Raw genomic sequence first — 18,014 nt, forward strand, 5'->3', positions numbered from 1 at the left:
GAGCGGTCGCTGCCGCTGTTTCGCGGAATGTCTCACGCGACGCCGCTCGCGAGCTTCGACCGGGCCATGAACTGCGAGAACGCGCCCAGGAACTCCTCCATGGACACCGTGCCGCTCCTGTCGAGGTCGCACATCTGCAAGAACGCGTCGACTTCTTCGTCGCGGTAGCCCTTCTCGCGGAACCTGCTCATCACCTCCGCCACGTCCAGGACGCCGTCCTTGTTCGTGTCGACCTCATTGAAGACCTGGAACATCGAGTCCCTCATCATCGACTTCAGGATGGCGTCGCGGAGCTCGAACTCCAGCACGTCCAGGAAGCTCCCTTCGGGTGTCGACAAGAGCCACGGGGCCATCGTCGTCGACCGGAGCACCGTCACCGTGGAGCCCGGCGACGACGAGACGCCGAGGCGCTTCTTGTAATCCTCGATGAACGTCTTCCCGTAGTGCTCCTCGCTGAAATCGGTCGTGCTCACGATCATCCCGTAGCCGTAGATCTCGTCCCCCGGATCGATGCTCAAGAGGTCGTAGACGGCCTTGTTCAACCGGTTGGCATGCTCCAGGTTCGTGTTGAGCGAGCCGTCCGGGTTCCTGAAGTTCACGGCGTAGGTCAGGATGTTCTGGTCCGGTCCGAGCTCGGGGAGGAGCGCCATGGCCTCGGGATCCGCCAGGAGCTCGTCTACGCTTCTCCGGTTGATGCGCTCGTGGATGAACCGCACCTCGGCCTCGACGTCGCCTCCGGAGACCTCCGCGGGGAGCCGTGGGACCGGGACAATCACGAACCTGTCCTCCGGCCTGGCCATGCACAGGAGCCGCGCGTAGAAGCGCTTGCAGTTGAACAGGGCCCTCCTGTGGATCTGCCCATAGCCGCTCCGCGTCGGCCGGATGACTTTGTGGCTCAGGTACACCGCCGCCACCGCGGCCCCGGGCTTCGAGCCCTCCAGCCCGTAGATTCCCACCGCGGGCTCCTCGTCGCCGTGGACGATATAGGGCGCCTTGAACGTCACCATGTCGCGCATGGCCCCGTTCCGATAACAGAGCGCCCCCGCCGGATACGGGATGTAGCCCGATTTATGCGGATCCACCGTGATGGAGTCGGCCCTTCCGAGCGCCGAGAGCTGGGCCGTCACGTACCCGCTCATCCCCACCTCGGGCGGCGGGCCGTGTGGCGCCTCCTTCTCGCGCGGCCCCTCGTCGGGGCGCAACACGGCGGCGAAATACCCGCCCCACGCACCGTCCGCGTGGACCGTGAACGACAGCCCGCTCTTCTGGAGCGCGTGGCGCAGCTCGAGGATTCCCTTCAGCGGATCCACCGCGCTCTCTTCCGTGCTCCCAATCACGCCGACCACCGTATAGACCGGCCGCCGCGCCTGGAGGCACGCTCTCAAGATGCGCTCGAGCTCGGGGAGGCTCATCCGCGCGTCGCGATCCACGGGCACGTCAATCACGTTCGCCGAGCCCATGCCGAGGACCGCCGCCGCCTTGGGGAACGAGTAATGCTTCGTCGCGGGGACCAGCACCACCGGAGATTCCTTCACATCCCCCAGGTAGCGCCTCGAGAACTCGAGGATGCCGAGGTGCTGGAGGGAGTGCCTCGACAGGGCCTCTGTGATTGCGTCGCCCGAGATGCCGTGCTCGGCCGTCAAGCGCCCGGGCAGGGCGAGGATGTCGTCGACCTTGAGGTTGAGGAGCGACCACGTGTCGAGCGATGACAGCGCCTCCTTCCTCCCGTCGCACGTGGTGACCGTCAGCGCGCGCGCCGTCGCCAGGGACGGCTCGGCCTTGAGCGCCTCGCGCAGCGCGATGGGATAGAGCTTGAGGTTCCGGGCGGACCAGATGGCCTCGATGTTCGCGATGGTGCCGCCGCAGGTGATGTGCCCCCAGGGCCGGATGGCTCCCCTGTCGATGGCGTCCTCGTCGGGGATGCTGTAGCCGAGCAACCGGCACAGGTCGTCGCCGACGATCATCTCGAGGAGTGTGGTGGCGGTGGACCCCTCGAACGCGACGTTGTTGGGGTTGTAGAGCATGGCCGCGAAATAGCCGAGCACGCTGGGGAGCGTGGTGTCCCAGTTCATGTGGCCCTGGTATCGGCCGCTGAAGAAGGGGACGGACTTCTTGAGGAACGACAGGAGCGAGCGGAAGTTGTCCCTCAGCGAGTCCATCGCGTGGAGGAACGCGGGGTCTCGCTTGGACTGCTCGGTGATATGCGTGGGGTCCTGCGGGTGGAAGTTCCGCCGCCAGAAGGCGTGATCGCGGATGGCCTCGACGACGAGCCGCTCGAGCTCCTCGACGTTCTCGGCCTTGGTGCCCAGGAACCAGGCTTCAGGTGAGCGGGTGCCGGCCCCCTTGAGGAAGGGCCTCTCGCCGAACTGGAAGTACCGCTTTACGCCGGACCCGCCACGAGAACCTGCCTTCGTCATTGCTCCTCTTTCCTTCATGAAACGGCTTGCGCCGAGGGCCGCGGGGCGCTCCCTGCAAGGGGCGTTCTCACCTGGAAGGGGGCCCGGAGCGCGAGCCTGGATGGCTCCCCTTCATTGGGAGCCCGTCTTGCGCGGAGGGCGCCTGGGGGAACGCGTTCGCGCGCTTCGACGTGTCAATGACCCGTCCTTGACGCGTCAGCGGGGAGCCGATGGGCGAAGGAGGAGGCCTTGACAGGCCACGGTTTGAAGGGGCACAGGGCGCGGGGCACCGGAGGGGCACGCGGCTGGCCGCATCGCCTACCGCATGAAGCGCCCGCTGCGAGGGTGGACCTGATCAAAACGCGAGGCCCGAGGCCTTCCCATGCTCGGAGGATTGCGCCAGGGCTCACATGAACAACGCACGACTCAGGCGGACGCCGTATTCCGCATCTGGGTTCGTTGTGCCGTCTCCAACCCTTTCCATGACAGCCGCGACAGCCAGGTCGCGCCGCTTCGGCAATCGCGCCCGCTCTGTTGCGGCCAGGGCGGCCGCCATCTCCTCGCGGGTGAGGTCCGTGCAGTAGCACGGAGCGCCAGGCTGCTGCCGCCACGACTCCGCAAGCGTTCCCGCGTCGAAGGCGTCGAGCCCGGTGTCCTCGACGAGCGCCATTCCCACCTTGCGTTCTCTTTCGCTATTGGCCGCAACGGGAATGGCAATGCGGTCCGGGCTCCCTGCGGGCTTGCCCTTCTTCGCCAAAGAGTCGGAACCGATCGCGTTCCATGCCTTGACGATGGGACGGCCCAACAGTTCGGACACCCACAGGCTCTCGACCTGACCGGCTTCGATTGCGTCGTTCCTGCCGTCCCGCCCCGGATAGTAGTTCGACGTGTCGATGACGACCGTCTCGGCGGGTACGCTGGCGATGAGCGGCGCGACCTCGGGAAGACGATTGAGGGGGATCGAGAGGATCACGACGTCAACGTCCGCCACAGCTTCCGCCGCCGTGACCGCGCGTCCGCCGAAGGCCAGCACGTCGGCCTCGATGGTGTCCGGGCCGCGGGAGTTGGCCACCTTCACGTCATGTCCGGCCGCGCTCAGCTTTCGGACCAGGGTCTTCCCGATGTGGCCGGTCCCCAAAATGCCTATCTTCATGATTGAATCTCCTTGGAGTTATTGAAGGCTTCACTCGCTCGCCGGGTGGGCGGGCGCTTCGAGCGTGCGACGGAGGTCACACCCCGTTTGGACTGGGCCGGGCTTGAGCACCTGGCCCCTGCGCGAGGGCCCTTCCCTGCCGACGTCACGGTTCACATGAACAACGTGCGATGCACGCGGATGACGAAATCGGCAGGCGGAACCTCCCTGCCAAGGTCATAGCGTTCGAGGAACACTGCGGTCGCCAGATCGCGCCGCTTCGTCAGCCGATCCCGCTCGGCCCCGGCCAGCGCAGCCGGCAACTCACTGCGGGTGAGGTCCGTGCAATAGGCGGGTGCGCCCGGCTGATGTCGCCACGACTCGGCGAGCGTGCCGGAGTCGAACGCGTCGAACCCCGTCGCTTCGACCAGCGCCATCCCGACCTTCCGATCCGATTCGCGGTCGGCCGCGACGGGAAGCGCGATGCGGCCCGGAGCTCCCGCCGGCTGGCCCTTGTTGACGAAGGAGTCCGAGATGATCGAGGTCCACGCCTTGACGATCGGCCGGCCCAACTGCTCGGCCACCCACAGGCTCTCGACCTGACCCGCCTCGATGGCGTCGATCTTACCGTCGCGAAACGGATGGTAGTTCGAGGTGTCGATGACAACCGTATCGGCCGGCAGCCTGGCGATCAGCGGCGCGATCGCGGGCAGGCGGTTGAGCGGGATCGAGATGATCGCCACGTCCACGTCCTGCAAGGCCTCGGCGGCCGTGACCGCCCGTGCGCCCGTCGCCAAGGTCTCGGCGTCGATCGTTTCCGGACCGCGTGAGTTGGCGACCTTCACGTCATGGCCGGCCGCCGCCAGCTTCCTCGTCAACGGCTTGCCGATGTGGCCCGTGCCGAGGATCCCGATCTTCATCTTCTTCATGTCGTTCATGGTCAGCCTGTCCTTTGGAAAACGCATGCGCGCGACGGCCCGGCCCATCCGATGGGTGCGGGAACGTTCAGTGTCTGGAGCGGCACGCGACGGCGTCAGTCGGCCGCGGGGTCCGCTGCTTGAGACGAACGGGGGAGCGCCAGCCCGTTCAAGGTGTCGCGAAGTTCGGCGAGGTCGCGATCGGTGAGGCGGCAGGCCGTCTCGATCTTCTCCGGGACCGAGCAAGCCGCCTTGCGGAGCGCCTCGCCCGCCCCGGTGAGGTCAATCAGCACGCGACGTTCGTCGTGCCGGTCACGGGTGCGGGTCACCAGCCCCGCGCCTTCGAGGCGCTTCAGGAGCGGCGTCAACGTCCCGTTGTCCATGCCGAGTTCGTGGCCCAACGCGCCGACGGTCCGAGGGGACGACTCGTAGAGCGAGAGCATCACGAGGAACTGCGGGTAGGTCAGGCCCAGCGGGTCGAGGAACGGCCGGTGAAGCCGGATGACCCGGTTCGACGCGCTGTAGAGCGCGAACGAAAGCTGCCGGCCGACCCGTTTCCGATCATTCTCGCTTCGCGGTTTACCCATCGCTTGACCCAGTCGCGTCCAATTAGATCATGCACAATAGAATTGTGGGCTACTTTATTCAACGCGAAGTTGAGTCGGCGACTGCCGTGCACTCGAGCTCGGCTGGGTCGTTGATGGCCCTGCTGCCGGGCGAAGCCTCCGCCACGGCTCTGCCCGTCGGTAAGCGCTCGCTCCGCCCCGGGATGGAGCAGCCAGCCGGGCAGCAGCGTTCCATCCGGAGTGGGAACGTGGCGCGGAGATCGCTGACGCGGTGGCCCGCGTGCGACATACGTGCAACACGGATGGAGGAGGCCGCCAACCATCCGTAAAGACGTACTAAAAAGTGGAGGCGGCGGGAGTCGAAACCCTCGACTGTGCAGGGGGCCTCACACCCGTGTGCCAGGCGCTGCACGAGGGGCTGGGCGAGCGAGGTTGCGTCCGGGCGGGAGCGGGGCCTTCCTGGCTGGCCTCAAGGATGCATTGCTAGCGCACATGGGCCGGGACCGAGCTGTTTCCCTGATGGACGACCTTCGCGCCGCCAACCCCAGCGAGCACACGCGCTGGCTGGCCGAGCCCGATGAGCCGGCCTTCCGCGAGCTGCTTCACGCGCGCTACGCGGAGACGTATTCCTACCCGTTCCTCTACGAGCCCGGCGGCGCCGTGCGGCTCTGGAGGGACGGGGCACTGCTGAGCCTCGGCGAGTTCGACGCGCGGGGGGCTCTGTTGTGGCACACGGGCCTGTGGAGCAAGCCGGGGCGGGACTCGCTGGACTCGGGGCTCTCCGTGGCGCTGCCGAGCCGCCGCACCATCACGGGCCGCGCCGAGCACGAGGCGCTGTGGGGCTCGCTGCTGGAGCGGCTCGGGCGCTGGGTGGGCTTCCTGCACCAGAACACCTCCACGCTGCACGTCATGGCGCAGCGCTACGCCTCGCGCTTCATGCGGGCGAGTCCCATGGGCCTCGTCGTCAACTACACGCGGGGCGAGACGGTGATTGGCGTGAAGGAGGGCCTGGGCGTGCCCATGCAGGCACTGGCGATGACGACGGTGCTCGCGCCCCCGCCGCCACGCCGGCGCTACCTGCCCGAAGGCCCGTGGGGGGAGTGGCTCGCGTCCATCCTGGCCGGGGTGGGGCTCGCGGAGTCGGTGGCCTTCACGCCGCTGGAGCGCCGGGCATGGAGGGAGGGCGCCGTGCTGCGTCCGCTCGACTGGAACGCGTCGCTGCGTCTGGAGCGGCGGGTCCTCGTGGGCTTCAGCGCGGAGGGCACCCCGGCGCTCACGTCGGAGCGGGCGCGCGTGGACCTCATCCACCTGCCCATGGGCGAGCCCCGGTGGGTGGCCGAGGGGACGCCGGTACTCCTCGCGGCCGGCTTTCTTCCGACGGGCATCCGCCTCCGCCAGCACGAGCCGGATGAGCTCGTCTTCCAATACGTGGCGGACCCGAGGGCCGCTTGCGAAGTCGTGAGCCGCGCCCGGCTGGACGGCGCGCGGGCGCGGGAGCTCTTCGCGGGATGGGTGGAGCGATGCGCGCGAACTTCGTAGACACGGTGATGGCGCGGCTGGACGGCGAGGTCGCCACCATCTGGGCCACGGTGCTGCTGCGGCTGGAGGACAGGCCCGACGTGGCGCTCCTGCGCCGGGGGCTGCGAGCGCTGGTGCGGGAGAGCGAGCGCCTCAACGTGGCCTGGAACGACGCGCGCCGCGCATGGGTGCCCGCGGTGCGCGGGGACGCGGAGGTGGACGCGGCCCTGGTGGAAGGCGCGGAGCCCCTGTCCGAGCCCGACGCCGTGGCGCGAGTCATCAACACGCGGGTGGACCTCACGCGCGACGTGCCGCTGCGGCTGCACCTGCATCCCATGGTGGACGCGGCCCAGGGGCCCTGGCTGCTGGGCATCCAGTTGCACCACGCCATCGGGGACGCGAAGGCGCTGGCGCACCTGCTGGAACGGCTGTGGTTGCTCTGCGCGGGACGCGGGTCGGAGTCGCGCCCGCTGGAGCCCTCGACGCTCACGGATGGCAAGGTGCTGCTCGCGGCGCTGCGCCAGCCTGGCCGGGTGCTGGGGCTCACGAGTCCGCGCCGGCGGCTCCTGGCGCAGCGGGGAATGGGGCTGCGCCGCAGTGGGGACACCGCCGGACACGCGCTAGCGGCCACGGCGCGGCTCACGCTTCCCCAGGGCGACACGGACCTCCAGGCGTCGGAGGTCTTCTTCTCCGCGCTGCTCGCGGGCGTGGCGCTGCGAGAGTCTCCGGCGGACGGACTCATCCGCCTGCGCATGCCGGTGGACCTGCGGCGGATGCTGGGGCTCGGGCGGACGCTGGGCAATGGCTGCTCCGCGGTGCCGGTTGAGCTCTCCCTGAAGGAGGTCCGCGCCCGGCTGGAGGCCCCGCGCGAGCTGGCCCGCTTCCTCCGCTCCGAGGTGCAGCGGGTGCTCGATGAGGGCGTGCACTGGACGACGGCGCTGGAGTGCATGGCGGTGGCCCGGCTCGCACCGGCGCGGGTGCTGCGCAAGAGCGCGCGTCCGGGGCTCATCGCCGAGCCCCGGACGAACACGCTCGTCGTCACCTACCTGGGGCGGATGGACAAGCACTTCACGGAGGCGCCGTTCCGCATCCGCTCCATGCGCAGCCACACGGCCACCTGGGGCGCCACGGGCCTGTCGTTCGCGGACACGCTCAACATCAGCACGGCGGTCTTCGAGGGCCTCTGGACGCGCGAGGAGTTGCGCGACTTCACGGAGCGCGTCGCCGGGTGGGCGTCCTCGGGCTTCGGCCTGCGGGCGGAGGTGCTCGCGCCATGATGGGGCTGCGCGAGGCGCCCGGGGTGTACCTGGGCTTCATCTGCCTGCACGTGCTCGCGGGGCACCTGGGCACAAGCCTCGTCTACCGCCTGCGCTTCGGGCGCAGCCCGCTGGCCTACCGGAGCGCGGCGGCGGACTCCGCGCACACGCGCGTCACGCGGCGCATCAGCGGCGTCTCGCTGCTCTGGGCCGGCTCCGTGCTCGCGGCCGCGTTCTGGCCCGCGTGGTCCGTCATGCCCTGGGGACGGCCGCTGCTGCCCATTCCTCCGCTCGCGGGTTGGGTGCTCGGTGTCGTGGGGCTCATGGGCATGCTGTGGGCCCAGTATGGAATGGGCCCGGCCTTCCGCATCGGCGTGGACGCGGGGGAGGCCCGGCCCGAGCTGCACGAGGGGGGACTCCACCGCTACTCGCGCAACCCCATCTACGTGTTCTCCTACCTGTACCTCGTAGGGGCTTCGCTCTGGGCTCCGTCCGTGGTGACGCTGGGCGCCTGTGCGGCGCTCGGGGGGCTCTTCCATCAACTGGTGCTCCAGGAGGAGCGGTTGCTCGCGGACCGTCTCGGTGAGCCCTACGCGCGCTATTGCCAGCGCGTCCCTCGCTACTTCTGACGCGCCATGCAGCCAGCCCTCTCGCGTCCCGCTGATTCGCCCGGTGCCGCGCCCCCGGAGCCCGGCCTCTCCCGCGCCGAGCTGGTGGAGCTGCTCCGCATCCGTCCTCTGCGCGCGGTGGGCATGGCGGCGCTGCACCTGGGTGTCTGGCTCTTGGCGGCCGTGGCCATTGCCCACGCGGGCAGCGTCTGGGTGAAGCTGCCGCTGTGGATGCTCGCGGGTGGGGCGGTGATGGGGCTCATCCAGCTCGACCACGACGCGTGGCACGACAACCTCTTCCCAAGGCCGTGGCAGAACCGCCTCTTCGGCAACGCGCTCAGCCTGCTCGTGGGCATCGCCTACGAGCCCATGCGCCATGACCACCTCGCGCACCACCGCTGGAACCGCACGGAGAAGGACCCCGACGCCTACAACGCGGGCCGCCGCTCGCTCGGGCTGTGCGCGCTCTTCTATGCCACCGTGCTGCTCGGCATCCCGCTGAGCCTCATCTACTTCAACGTCCTCTATCCGCTGCAGCACTTCTCCCGCGCGCGATTGCGCCGCCATGGCGCGGTGCTGCTCTGCTACGCGGGATTCTACGCGGGGCTCTTCTGGCTGCTGTCGCGGCACGGGCTCGTCCCCGGCGCGGTGGAGTGCTGGCTTTTGCCGGTGCTCTTCGCCAGCCCCCTCAACGGCCTCAAGTCCATCGCGGACCACTACGCCAACACGTGGCGCGGGGACCGCTTCCACACCGCGACGACGGTGCGCGGCACGCGGCTCGTCACCTTCCTCTGGAACGGGCTCAACTACCACCTGGACCACCACCTCTATCCGCGCGTGCCCGGCTACAACCTCGCGAGGCTGCACACCCACCTGCGCCCCGGGCTGCTCGCGCGCGGCGCCCCCGTCTTCGACAGCTACCTCGACGTCATGGGACGCGCGCTGCTCGCCGGGCCCACCGTCGTGGACGAGGACGTGCGGCTCGTCACCCTGGAACGAAAGCGCCCATGAACGCCCTACGCCAGCTGTACGCGGACATCCGCTACGAGGACGGCCGCTGGCCGCTGTCCCGCTGGGACCTCAACCTGCGCTACATCGCCAAGAGCCTCCTCCACGTCCCCGAGCCGCGCCGCACCGAGGACGCCGAGCACTTCGCGCGCGTCGCCCGACACCTCGCCTCCGGGAGCTGGAAGCCCGACGCGCCCGCGGCACTCAACCTGTGCGCCGTGGGCGATGTGATGTGGATTCGCAGCGGCTTCCGCGAGGCCCTCTCCCCGGGCGTGCGGGCGCTGATGGCGGACGCGCACGTGGCCTTCGCCAACCTGGAGACGCCCGTGGACCCGGCGCGGCCCGTGCCCCGGCGCGTCTACGAGACGCTCCACTACAACGCGCCGCCGGGCTACCTGGACGCGTGGGAGGGCACCGCGCGCCACCGCGTGTTCTCGCTGTGCAACAACCACGCGCTGGACCAGGGCGCGGAAGGGCTGGAGCGCACGCGCCAGAGCGTGCTGGCCCGCCCGGAGCACCGCTGCGTCGGAGGCCCCCGGGCGGAGGACGCGGTGGCGGGCCTGGAGGTGGCCGGGGTGCGCCTGGGCATTGCCGCGGTGACGTATGACATCAACCACCTCACGGGGGCGCCGCCCGAGGGCGTTCCGGTGACGCGCCTGGGCAACCCGCGGCATGCGCCCGACTGGGAGCGGCTGGGCGCCCTCATCGACGCGGCGCGCGCGGTGGGGCCGGACCTCGTGGTGCTCATGCCGCACTGGGGCTTCGAGTACGAGTACTGGCCCGAGTCCCTCCAGCGCGAGCACGCCTACCGCCTCATCGAGCGCGGGGCGGACATCCTCCTGGGCTCCTCGCCGCACGTGCTGCAGCCCGTGGAGCTGGTCTCCATCGACGGCGGGGACCCCACGTGCCCCGCGCAGGTGCGCCGGGGAGGGCCGCCACGAGTGGGGCTCATCGCGTACTCGCTCGGCAACTTCCTGAGCATCATGCCCACGCGGGCGTGCCAGACGGGCGCGGTGCTGAAGCTCGCGCTCGCGCGGGACGCGGGGGGCCTCCTGCGCCCCGTGGACGTGCGCGCGGTGCCCACGGCGTGCGGGCGGGGCCTGGGCGGCGAGGGCTTCCTGGACGCGGGGGTCGTGGCGGTGGACGAGCTGGGCATGGAGCGCGCTGCGCCGCACCTCGCGCACGCGCGGCGCACCCTGGGCGGACTGATTTCAAACCGGAGGGACTGAGATGGTGTCGATGCGGGAGCAGCTGGAGGCACTCACCGTGGGCATGGCCCGGCAGGTCGCGGGCTGGCTGCCGGCCGTGACGCCCGAGCGGTACGTGGCCTTCCTGGACATGATGTACCACTACACGCTGCGCAGTGGAGACCGGCTGCGGCTCGCGGCCGAGCGCGCCACGCTCCCCGAGCTGAAGGCCTTCTTCGAGGAGCTCGCGGCGGACGAGCAGTCCCACTACCAGCTCGCGAAGGCGGACCTCGCGGCCTTCGGGCGCACGCCGTCGGACGCCCCGCCCCGCGAGGTCTCCGCGTTCCACGCCTTCTGGGAAGGCATCCCGGCGGAGCGCCAGCTCTCGTTCCTCGGCGCGCTGTACGTGCTGGAGGGCGTGGCGCGGCACCTCGGGGGCGACACACGCCAGGGGCTGGGGCGGCTCGGCCTGGACAGGACGCGGGCGCGCTTCCTGCTCGTGCACCTGGACGTGGACGTGGAGCACGGCGCGCGGGCCCAGGCGCTCTGCGAGTCGCTCGGTGCGCACGGCCCCGAGCCCCTGCTGGACGGCGCGCGCCAGGCGGCGGACTTCTGGGTGGACATCCATCGCCGGGCGCTCGCGGAGGCATAGGCCGGGCCCCCACAGGCCAGCCAGGGTCGAGCTCCTCCCCGAGCCGGGATGCGCCTGATGGGAGCTGGACACGAGCAGGTCCAAGGAAGCGCCTGAAGTTCCTAACGAATTACGAAAGTTCGCGGATTTCCTGCATCAATTCCCTCTGCGCTGCCTCATTCCGGAGAAGCACGACGCGACCACTCCAGATGAGGAAGGCAAGGAATTGAACATGAACACCAAAGCAACAGTTTTTGCGCTGCTGGCTGTGGCCATGCTGGCGAATGGGTGCGGCGGGGGCGACGTCCCAGCGGATGTGCAGCCCAGTCTCGAGACCCGTGCGGATGCTGCTCGCGCGTACTCCTACACAGTTGACTACTACGACGGCCCAGACTTTGAGAATGCCTACGTCGTCGGCACCAGCTACCACACCTGTAGCGGGCCCTCACCGCTCACCTACGGAACCGTCACTCCGTATTCAATCGTGACAGACAAGATCGCATGCAGCTGGAGCGGGTTTGAATGCCCGGTACCTGGCGAGCCCTGTTTCTAGCAGAGCGTCGTAGACGACCGCCGTCTGCACGGTGGCGACGAACGGTGGCAGGCAGCCAGGCGGGCCCTCGGGGTGTGGCCTGAAGGGGTTGCTGACTCCGGCACGGCTCCTCCACATGGAAGGTGCGTCACGCAGCGCCCCTGCCGACGGTCCGCCGCGTGCGCATGTTGGGCGGAAACCTTTCCACGAATGGAGGCGGTGATGAGCAAGCGAAAGCCGAACCAGCCTGACGAGAACAACGAGCCCCGTCGCGATGCGGGCGAGGAGCAGCCGCTCCGCCACAAGGGGGATGATCGCTCCACGTCGGAGGAGAAGCACTCCGGCCCCCAGCCCGACGGCAACGGTGCCACCGGCGAGCCGGCGGCGTTCCCTCCGCACAACTGACGCGCGGTCCATGAGGTGGACGCGGTGCCCTCCCGGCGCCGCGTCCGCTTCAGCCCGGGTAGCGGCCGAGGATGGCCTCCGCGCAAGCCTTGCCGCCGCGCACCGCGCCCTCCTGCGAGCCGAAGAACGGCTGCTGCGTCCAGTCTCCCGCGAGGAAGAAGTTGGGCACGGGCGTGGCCTGCACCGGGCGGCGTGACATGGCACCGGGCAACGGCCGCACCAGGTGCTTCGGGTGCTTGAGCACCACCGACTTGCGCACCTGGGCGTCGCGAATCCCGGGCACCACCTTCGCCAGCGAGTCGAGCACCCGCTGCACCAGCGACTCATCCGAAGCGAAGAGCAGCCCGTCCGCGGGCGAGACAATGACGGACAGGCGGCTGCCCTCGGACGTCGGATAGGCATTGCGCGACTGGTCCTGGTACACGCAGGCCTCGCTATGGCCCACGAGGACGAAGCGCTCGTGTGTCACCACCTCGCGGTCCAGCCATAGCTGAACGGAGATGGCCGGGGCCACGGGCAGGTCGGCGAGGCTCGCGAAGAACGGCTCCGCCCGGAGTGGCTCGGGCACCAGGGGCACCAGGTTCCACACCGGGAGCGCGGCCACGTAGACGTCCGCCTCCAGGCGCTCTCCGCCCTTCAACCCGAAGCCCTGGATGCGCCCGGGTGCCGTCGCTCCCGAGTCCGCAGGCGCGTAGAGGATTTCCTCCAGCTTCACGCCGGTGCGGATGACCGCGCCCCGCTCCGTGAGGTAGCGCGAGAGCGGACGGAAGATGAGCGTGTCGCGCGGCCCCCGGTAGCCGGCGAGCAGGGCCTCCGGCAGGTGCGTGACGAGGTGGTGGATCCACGTGAGGAAGTTGAAGGCGGAGAACTGCTCGGGCTCGGTGAACTGGATGCCCCGGCAGAAGGGGCGCACGAAGCGCTCCAGCACGCGCGTGTCTCCATTGACGCGGCCCCACCAGTCCACCACCGTCTGGTTGTCGAACTGCTCGCGGAGCATGTCGTAGGGCAGCAGTCCCGGCGCGGCGAAGGGGAGCAACGACAGCTTGTCCAGCGGGCCCAGGTAGTCGTTGTTGCCGAGCACGCTGGTCAGCGTCTTCATCGGCGAGCGCACCGGGTTGATGTTGAAGATGGCCTCGGCGGGGCCTTCGGTGTCCTGGAGCTGGAGCTGCTCCATCCAGAAGAGGACCAGGTCGTGGGGCTCACCGATGCTGGCCAGCAGCGCCTTGAACTCCGAGTAGGCGCCGAGGAACAGGTGGAGTCCCTGCTCGACCCAGTCGCCGTCGGCGTCGCGGTACGTGGAGGCCCGGCCGCCGAGATAGGGCAACCCCTCCACCACCGTCACGCCCCACCCTGCGTCCACCAGCAGCTTCGCGCAGGTGAGGCCCGCCAGTCCGCCTCCCGCGATGACTGCCCGCCCGCCCATGTCCCCTGCCCTCCTGTCCGGCCAGCCCGAAGCGGTGGCTGCTCCGCCCCGTGCGCTCGGCATGGGGCAGGACGAAGGTGCGGCAGGCACCGCCGACTGGCACGTCATCGCGCCCGGTGGGCGGGCAGGACGGCGGACGGCCCGGCTGGCCGGCCGGCCGCCGCACGGCGAGCACGGGACATGAAAAAGGAGCCGGGCCATTCAAGGACCCGGCTCCTGGTGAATCAGGACCGCACTGTCGCGGCGCTGGAGCCCGTCAGCCCCGGCTCAGCGCACCCGAGGCTTCGCGGTACCGGAGCACGAGCGCCCCGGCCCCACGCGACTCAGAACCACTTCGGCGACGGACGGGCCGGACGCGGAGCAGCCTCGGGAGGCTTCCCCGCCCCCTGCGCGGCGGCAGGAGCCGCCGGACGACGGTGCTCGGACGGGCCACGCGACGCGGCGACGTTGGCACGGCCTCCGCCGCCGCCACCGCCCTGCCCGGAGCGGCCACCCTCGGAGCGGCCCTCACCCCGGCCACCGCCACCCCGGCCGCCACGGCTGCGCCGCGACGGACCGGAGGGATGCCCACCACCCCCGCCCCCGCCATTGCCGGAAGCGCGGGCCTGGGACTGACCCCGTCCCCCGCCACGGCCCCCACCCCTGTTGCCAGCCGGGGCGCGGTCCGGCTCGGCCGGAGCCGAGTAGTCCGCCGGGCGCGGCCCGGAGCGGCCGGCGCGGTACGGATGGTCCTCCACCACGGGCACGCTGCGGCGGATGGTGCGCTCGATGTCGCGCAGGTACGCCCGCTCCTCGCCGTCGCAGAACGACACGGCCGTGCCGGTGGCGCCCGCGCGGCCCGTGCGGCCGATGCGGTGCACGTACTGCTCGGGCACGTTGGGCAGGTCGTAGTTGATGACGTGGCTCAGCCCGTCGATGTCGATGCCACGCGCGGCGATGTCCGTGGCCACCAGCACGCGCAGCGAGCCGGCGCGGAAGTCGTCCAGCGCGCGCTCGCGGGCATTCTGGCTCTTGTTGCCGTGGATGGCCGCGGCCTGCACGCCCGCGCCCTCCAGCTGCTTCGCCACGCGGTTGGCGCCGTGCTTCGTGCGCGTGAAGACCAGGGCGCGCGCGATGCGGCCCTCCTTCAACAGGTGCGTCAGCAGGCCGCGCTTCTGCTCGCGCTCCACGAAGTACACCTGCTGGCTGACGGTCTCCGCGGTGCTGGAGACGGGCGTCACCTCCACCCGGATGGGGTCGGTGAGGATGTTGCGCGACAGGTCCACGATTTCGGGCGGCATCGTGGCGCTGAAGAAGAGCGTCTGCCGCTTCTGGGGCAGCGCCTTGATGACCTTGCGCACGTCATGGATGAAGCCCATGTCGAGCATGCGGTCCGCCTCGTCGAGCACGAACACCTCGAGCGAGCGCAGGGACACGAAGCCCTGGTCCATCAAGTCGAGCAGGCGGCCCGGCGTGGCGACCAGCACGTCCACGCCGCTGCGCAGCGCCTGCACCTGGGGATTCTGGCCCACGCCGCCGAAGATGACCGCATGGCGCAGGGGGAGGTTCTTGCCGTACGTGGCGAAGCTCTCGCCCACCTGCCCCGCCAGCTCGCGGGTGGGGGTGAGCACCAGGCAGCGCACCGGCCGCGCGCCGCCCGCGGGCGCCTTGGCGGACAGCCGCTGGAGGATGGGGAGCGCGAAGGCGGCCGTCTTGCCAGTGCCCGTCTGCGCCACGCCGAGCACGTCCCGGCCGGCCAGCGCCTGGGGAATGGCCTTCGCCTGGATGGGCGTGGGCGTCGTGTACCCCTCCGCCTTGACGGCGCGCAGGAGGGTGTCGTGAAGCTGGAGTTCGTCGAAAGTCATGTCGTCCTGGTAAAGCGGTGAGCCCGCCTCCTCAGAGAGTGAGGAGGCCCGCGCAGCGCGCCCATCCGGTCTTTTTGCCGTGGGCGCCTGGCGGTGCGCGGTCAGACCCATGTGGCCGAACCGCTTGGGGAACGTGGTGGAACAGGAGGGCCCCCCCACCCATTCCGGAACTGCGGCGCGGGACCCTGCCCGCTAACGGCTCCAAAGTCCCGTGAAATCAACGCCTTGCCTCGCGTTTTCACGGTTTCCCATGCTTGCACGGCGAGCGGCTGCCCGCCTGCCTCCTGTCTAAACACGGGAGACCGCGAATGCTCGCTGGCTTCGAGGGCTGGTAGGAGGGGCCTGTGAGCCACCGCGTCGTCGTCACCGAGGACCCCGAGGGCCTGCGCACCCTGCGCTTCGAGGAGGGCGGCGCGCGCCAGAGCGTGGTGTGGCCCGGTGAGCCGCTCCGGCTGGAGGCCGCCTACACCCGCGTATCCATGGTGGGCCTGGCCTTCGTGCCGAGGCCGGAGCGAATCCTGGTCGTGGGCCTGGGCGGCGGCGCGATTCCCATGTTCCTGCGCGCCGTGCTCCCCGAGGCACACATCGACGCGGTGGAGGTGGAGCCGGACGTGGTGGAGGCGGCGAAGCGCTACTGCGGCTTCGAGGAGGACGATGCGCTGCGCGTGCACGTGGCGGACGGGCGCGAGCTCCTCGAGTCCTCCGGGCCGCCCTACTCGCTCATCTTCCTGGACGCCTATGGCCCCGACAGCATCCCCGGGCACCTGGCGACGCGGGAGTTCTTCGGGGCCGCGCGGGCACGGCTGACGCCGGACGGCGCGGTGGTGGGCAATGTGTGGGAGTCCGTGTCCAACCCGCTCTTTGACTCCATGCTCCGCACGTGGCAGGTGAGCTTCCAGCAGCTCCACCGGTTCGACGTGGAGGCGACAACGAACCGCATCCTCGTGGGGCTCCCACGCGCCCAGCCCTGCTCGCGCGCCTCGCTATTGGCGAGCGCGCGGGAGGTGCAGCGCGAGCGGCACCTCCCGTTCGAGCTGGCGCCGCTCATCGCCCGGGGCTACCAGCCCGTGCCCCGGCGATTGAAACACGGGCATGTGCTGACGGACGCGGAGCTGCGCTGACGCGCCCCGCTCACGTCATTGAAAGACAGACGCGCCGCCGGTCAGAGTGTGACGATTTCAAAACACGCCGAACAGCCGGCACGGCAGCACTCATAGGTGCCATAGCAGGTGCAGACCGAGGCGTTGCACGAGCCCGAGCAGGAGTCCATGAGCGAGGCATCCGTCTCCATGGCCGCGCTCTGCTGGACCTGACCCTCCACGGAGATGCCCTGGCTGTCGACAGTGAAGCCGCGCGACTCGCCCTGCACCTGCTCGACCGTCGCGTCCGGCGAGCGCAGCAGGGTGTGCTGCTCCTGGAGGTCACCTCCACAGCCGACCGCCATGGTAATCGCCGCGAACACCACCATCAAAGACAGCTTGCGCATCGTCTTCCCCGTGGGTGTGGCGGAAGCGAAGCTCGCTCCCGCCAGGGATGTAGCAAGCTGGATAATGATTGAGCCGTTAAATAATTGCAAACCAGCCAAAGAGAGGCGCCGTGAGCGTCCCGGGCGGACTTCCCGGAGGCCCTCCTCTCACGCCAGCTTCTCCGCGAACGACACGAGCTGATCGGCGACCGTTCCCCACCCCTGCTCGAAGCCCAGGTCCTGGTGCTTCTGACGCGCCGCCGCATCCTGGTGCATCACATGCGCCATGTACCGGGTGCCCCGCGGATGATCTTCCAGCGTGAGAATGGCGGTGATGGTGATGAACGGCTCCGGTACCGGTCGCCATCCCCCTTCCAGCGCGGTGGTGAACACGAGCTCGCGCCCCTCGGTGACGTCGAGGTAGCAGGCACGCATGTGCGGCTCCTCCCTTCCCGGCGCGGTCAGCATGACGGTACGGAGCGCGCCCCCCGGACGCAGTGACATCTCGAGGACCTTCAACCTTGCCGGCGCCGGCAGCCACCACTGCTCGAAGAGCGCGGGTTCGGCGAACGCGCGCCACGTGGTGAGGCGAGGCGCCTTGATGATGCGGGAGACCGTGAGGTCGAGCTCTGGATTGAATGGACGGGTCATCGTGATTTCTCCTCTTCGTGAAGCGTGGTGACCAGCGCCTCCAACCGGTCCGAGCGGGCCTCCCACAGCGCTCGCTGCTCCGCCATCCACGACTCGGCGGCCTGGAGTCGCTTCGGATTCACCCGGCAGGTGCGGAGACGGCCCGTCTTGGTGGTGTGGATGAGCTGGTGCTCCTCGAGCACCCGCAGGTGCTTCATGAACGACGGCAACGCCATGTCGAAAGGCTTGCTGAGCTCGCTCACGGTGGCCGGGCCCTTGCCGAGCCGGTGGATGACGGCCCGCCGGGTCGAGTCGGACAGCGCGTGGAAGACGCCATCCAGCGCGGATTGATGGTTAGCCATGTGGATAACCATAGCCAGCGCGAACAGTAAGCGCAACGGCTAAGTATCCCGCCGTAGGTCCACTCCCCCGGAGGGGCGACCATCAGCTCCAGCGCCCGGTCGAAGTGCTGCGGCTCGGGCTGCAATGCACGCTG

19 protein-coding genes are annotated in these 18,014 nt (G+C 69.7%); 10 read left to right on the top strand and 9 right to left on the bottom strand.

Translation table 11 applies throughout. From position 1 onward, the window contains the following. Positions 1 to 32: 32 nt before the first annotated feature. The 4 genes from ACX9TP_RS26645 to ACX9TP_RS26660 form a co-directional block, all read right to left on the bottom strand. Positions 33 to 2,417, bottom strand: coding sequence for a pyridoxal-dependent decarboxylase (locus ACX9TP_RS26645; RefSeq protein ID WP_482973429.1), 2,385 nt, complete (start codon positions 2,415 to 2,417; stop codon positions 33 to 35). A gap of 385 nt (positions 2,418 to 2,802) precedes the next feature. Beyond that, positions 2,803 to 3,549, bottom strand: a complete 747-nt coding sequence (locus ACX9TP_RS26650) for an NADPH-dependent F420 reductase (RefSeq protein ID WP_482973430.1) — start codon at positions 3,547 to 3,549, stop codon at positions 2,803 to 2,805. Positions 3,550 to 3,701: 152 nt separating this feature from the next. Next, positions 3,702 to 4,466 (bottom strand): NADPH-dependent F420 reductase, encoded by a 765-nt coding sequence (locus tag ACX9TP_RS26655; RefSeq protein WP_482973431.1) that lies wholly within the window; start codon positions 4,464 to 4,466, stop codon positions 3,702 to 3,704. 95 nt (positions 4,467 to 4,561) lie between these two features. Beyond that, positions 4,562 to 5,032, bottom strand: coding sequence for a MarR family winged helix-turn-helix transcriptional regulator (locus ACX9TP_RS26660; RefSeq protein WP_482973432.1), 471 nt, complete (start codon positions 5,030 to 5,032; stop codon positions 4,562 to 4,564). A gap of 498 nt (positions 5,033 to 5,530) precedes the next feature. Between ACX9TP_RS26660 and ACX9TP_RS26665 the strand changes: the two genes are divergently transcribed. The 8 genes from ACX9TP_RS26665 to ACX9TP_RS26700 all read left to right on the top strand — a co-directional run bounded on the left by ACX9TP_RS26665 (position 5,531) and on the right by ACX9TP_RS26700 (position 12,156). Beyond that, entirely contained in the window at positions 5,531 to 6,550 is a 1,020-nt protein-coding gene (locus tag ACX9TP_RS26665; protein WP_482973433.1) for a hypothetical protein, read from the top strand. Beyond that, positions 6,532 to 7,806: a hypothetical protein gene (locus ACX9TP_RS26670; protein WP_482973434.1), complete on the top strand. Its 1,275-nt coding sequence runs from the start codon at positions 6,532 to 6,534 to the stop codon at positions 7,804 to 7,806. Before ACX9TP_RS26665 ends, ACX9TP_RS26670 begins: the two co-directional genes overlap by 19 nt. Then, on the top strand, positions 7,803 to 8,414 hold the full coding sequence (locus ACX9TP_RS26675) for a methyltransferase family protein (RefSeq protein WP_482973435.1): 612 nt from the start codon (positions 7,803 to 7,805) through the stop codon (positions 8,412 to 8,414). The genes ACX9TP_RS26670 and ACX9TP_RS26675 overlap by 4 nt, the downstream gene beginning before the upstream one ends. Before the next feature lie 6 nt (positions 8,415 to 8,420). After that, positions 8,421 to 9,404, top strand: a complete 984-nt coding sequence (locus ACX9TP_RS26680) for a fatty acid desaturase family protein (RefSeq protein ID WP_482973436.1) — start codon at positions 8,421 to 8,423, stop codon at positions 9,402 to 9,404. Beyond that, positions 9,401 to 10,630 carry a CapA family protein gene (locus ACX9TP_RS26685; RefSeq protein ID WP_482973437.1) on the top strand — a complete coding sequence of 410 codons (1,230 nt, stop codon included), beginning with the start codon at positions 9,401 to 9,403 and terminating at the stop codon, positions 10,628 to 10,630. Before ACX9TP_RS26680 ends, ACX9TP_RS26685 begins: the two co-directional genes overlap by 4 nt. 1 nt (position 10,631) lies before the next feature. Next, on the top strand, positions 10,632 to 11,240 hold the full coding sequence (locus ACX9TP_RS26690; RefSeq protein WP_482973438.1) for an iron-containing redox enzyme family protein: 609 nt from the start codon (positions 10,632 to 10,634) through the stop codon (positions 11,238 to 11,240). 211 nt (positions 11,241 to 11,451) lie between these two features. Continuing rightward, positions 11,452 to 11,772, top strand: coding sequence for a hypothetical protein (locus tag ACX9TP_RS26695; protein ID WP_482973439.1), 321 nt, complete (start codon positions 11,452 to 11,454; stop codon positions 11,770 to 11,772). A gap of 201 nt (positions 11,773 to 11,973) precedes the next feature. Further along, a complete protein-coding gene (locus ACX9TP_RS26700) occupies positions 11,974 to 12,156 on the top strand; it encodes a hypothetical protein (RefSeq protein WP_482973440.1) in 183 nt (60 codons plus the stop codon). 49 nt (positions 12,157 to 12,205) lie between these two features. Here ACX9TP_RS26700 and ACX9TP_RS26705 read toward each other — a convergent pair whose 3' ends face one another. After that, positions 12,206 to 13,579, bottom strand: coding sequence for a hydroxysqualene dehydroxylase (locus ACX9TP_RS26705; protein ID WP_482973441.1), 1,374 nt, complete (start codon positions 13,577 to 13,579; stop codon positions 12,206 to 12,208). Here ACX9TP_RS26705 and ACX9TP_RS26710 point away from each other — a divergent pair. After that, a complete protein-coding gene (locus ACX9TP_RS26710) occupies positions 13,578 to 13,763 on the top strand; it encodes a hypothetical protein (RefSeq protein ID WP_482973442.1) in 186 nt (61 codons plus the stop codon). The two genes, ACX9TP_RS26705 and ACX9TP_RS26710, sit on opposite strands and share 2 nt — an antisense overlap. A gap of 139 nt (positions 13,764 to 13,902) precedes the next feature. On the opposite strand, the gene ACX9TP_RS26715 is transcribed toward ACX9TP_RS26710, so the two are convergent. Beyond that, entirely contained in the window at positions 13,903 to 15,423 is a 1,521-nt protein-coding gene (locus tag ACX9TP_RS26715; protein ID WP_482973443.1) for a DEAD/DEAH box helicase, read from the bottom strand. Positions 15,424 to 15,767: 344 nt separating this feature from the next. Here ACX9TP_RS26715 and ACX9TP_RS26720 point away from each other — a divergent pair, with 344 nt between their 5' ends. Then, positions 15,768 to 16,544, top strand: a complete 777-nt coding sequence (locus tag ACX9TP_RS26720) for a spermidine synthase (protein ID WP_482973444.1) — start codon at positions 15,768 to 15,770, stop codon at positions 16,542 to 16,544. A gap of 41 nt (positions 16,545 to 16,585) precedes the next feature. On the opposite strand, the gene ACX9TP_RS26725 is transcribed toward ACX9TP_RS26720, so the two are convergent. From ACX9TP_RS26725 to ACX9TP_RS26735, 3 genes are all read right to left on the bottom strand, one after another. Beyond that, entirely contained in the window at positions 16,586 to 16,909 is a 324-nt protein-coding gene (locus tag ACX9TP_RS26725) for a hypothetical protein (RefSeq protein WP_482973445.1), read from the bottom strand. Between the two features lie 147 nt (positions 16,910 to 17,056). Then, complete coding sequence (locus ACX9TP_RS26730) at positions 17,057 to 17,539, bottom strand: SRPBCC domain-containing protein (protein ID WP_482973446.1); 483 nt, start codon at positions 17,537 to 17,539, stop codon at positions 17,057 to 17,059. Further along, positions 17,536 to 17,880, bottom strand: coding sequence for an ArsR/SmtB family transcription factor (locus ACX9TP_RS26735; RefSeq protein ID WP_482973447.1), 345 nt, complete (start codon positions 17,878 to 17,880; stop codon positions 17,536 to 17,538). The genes ACX9TP_RS26730 and ACX9TP_RS26735 overlap by 4 nt, the downstream gene beginning before the upstream one ends. Positions 17,881 to 18,014: the final 134 nt, after the last annotated feature.

The organism is Pyxidicoccus sp. M15, assembly GCF_056858435.1.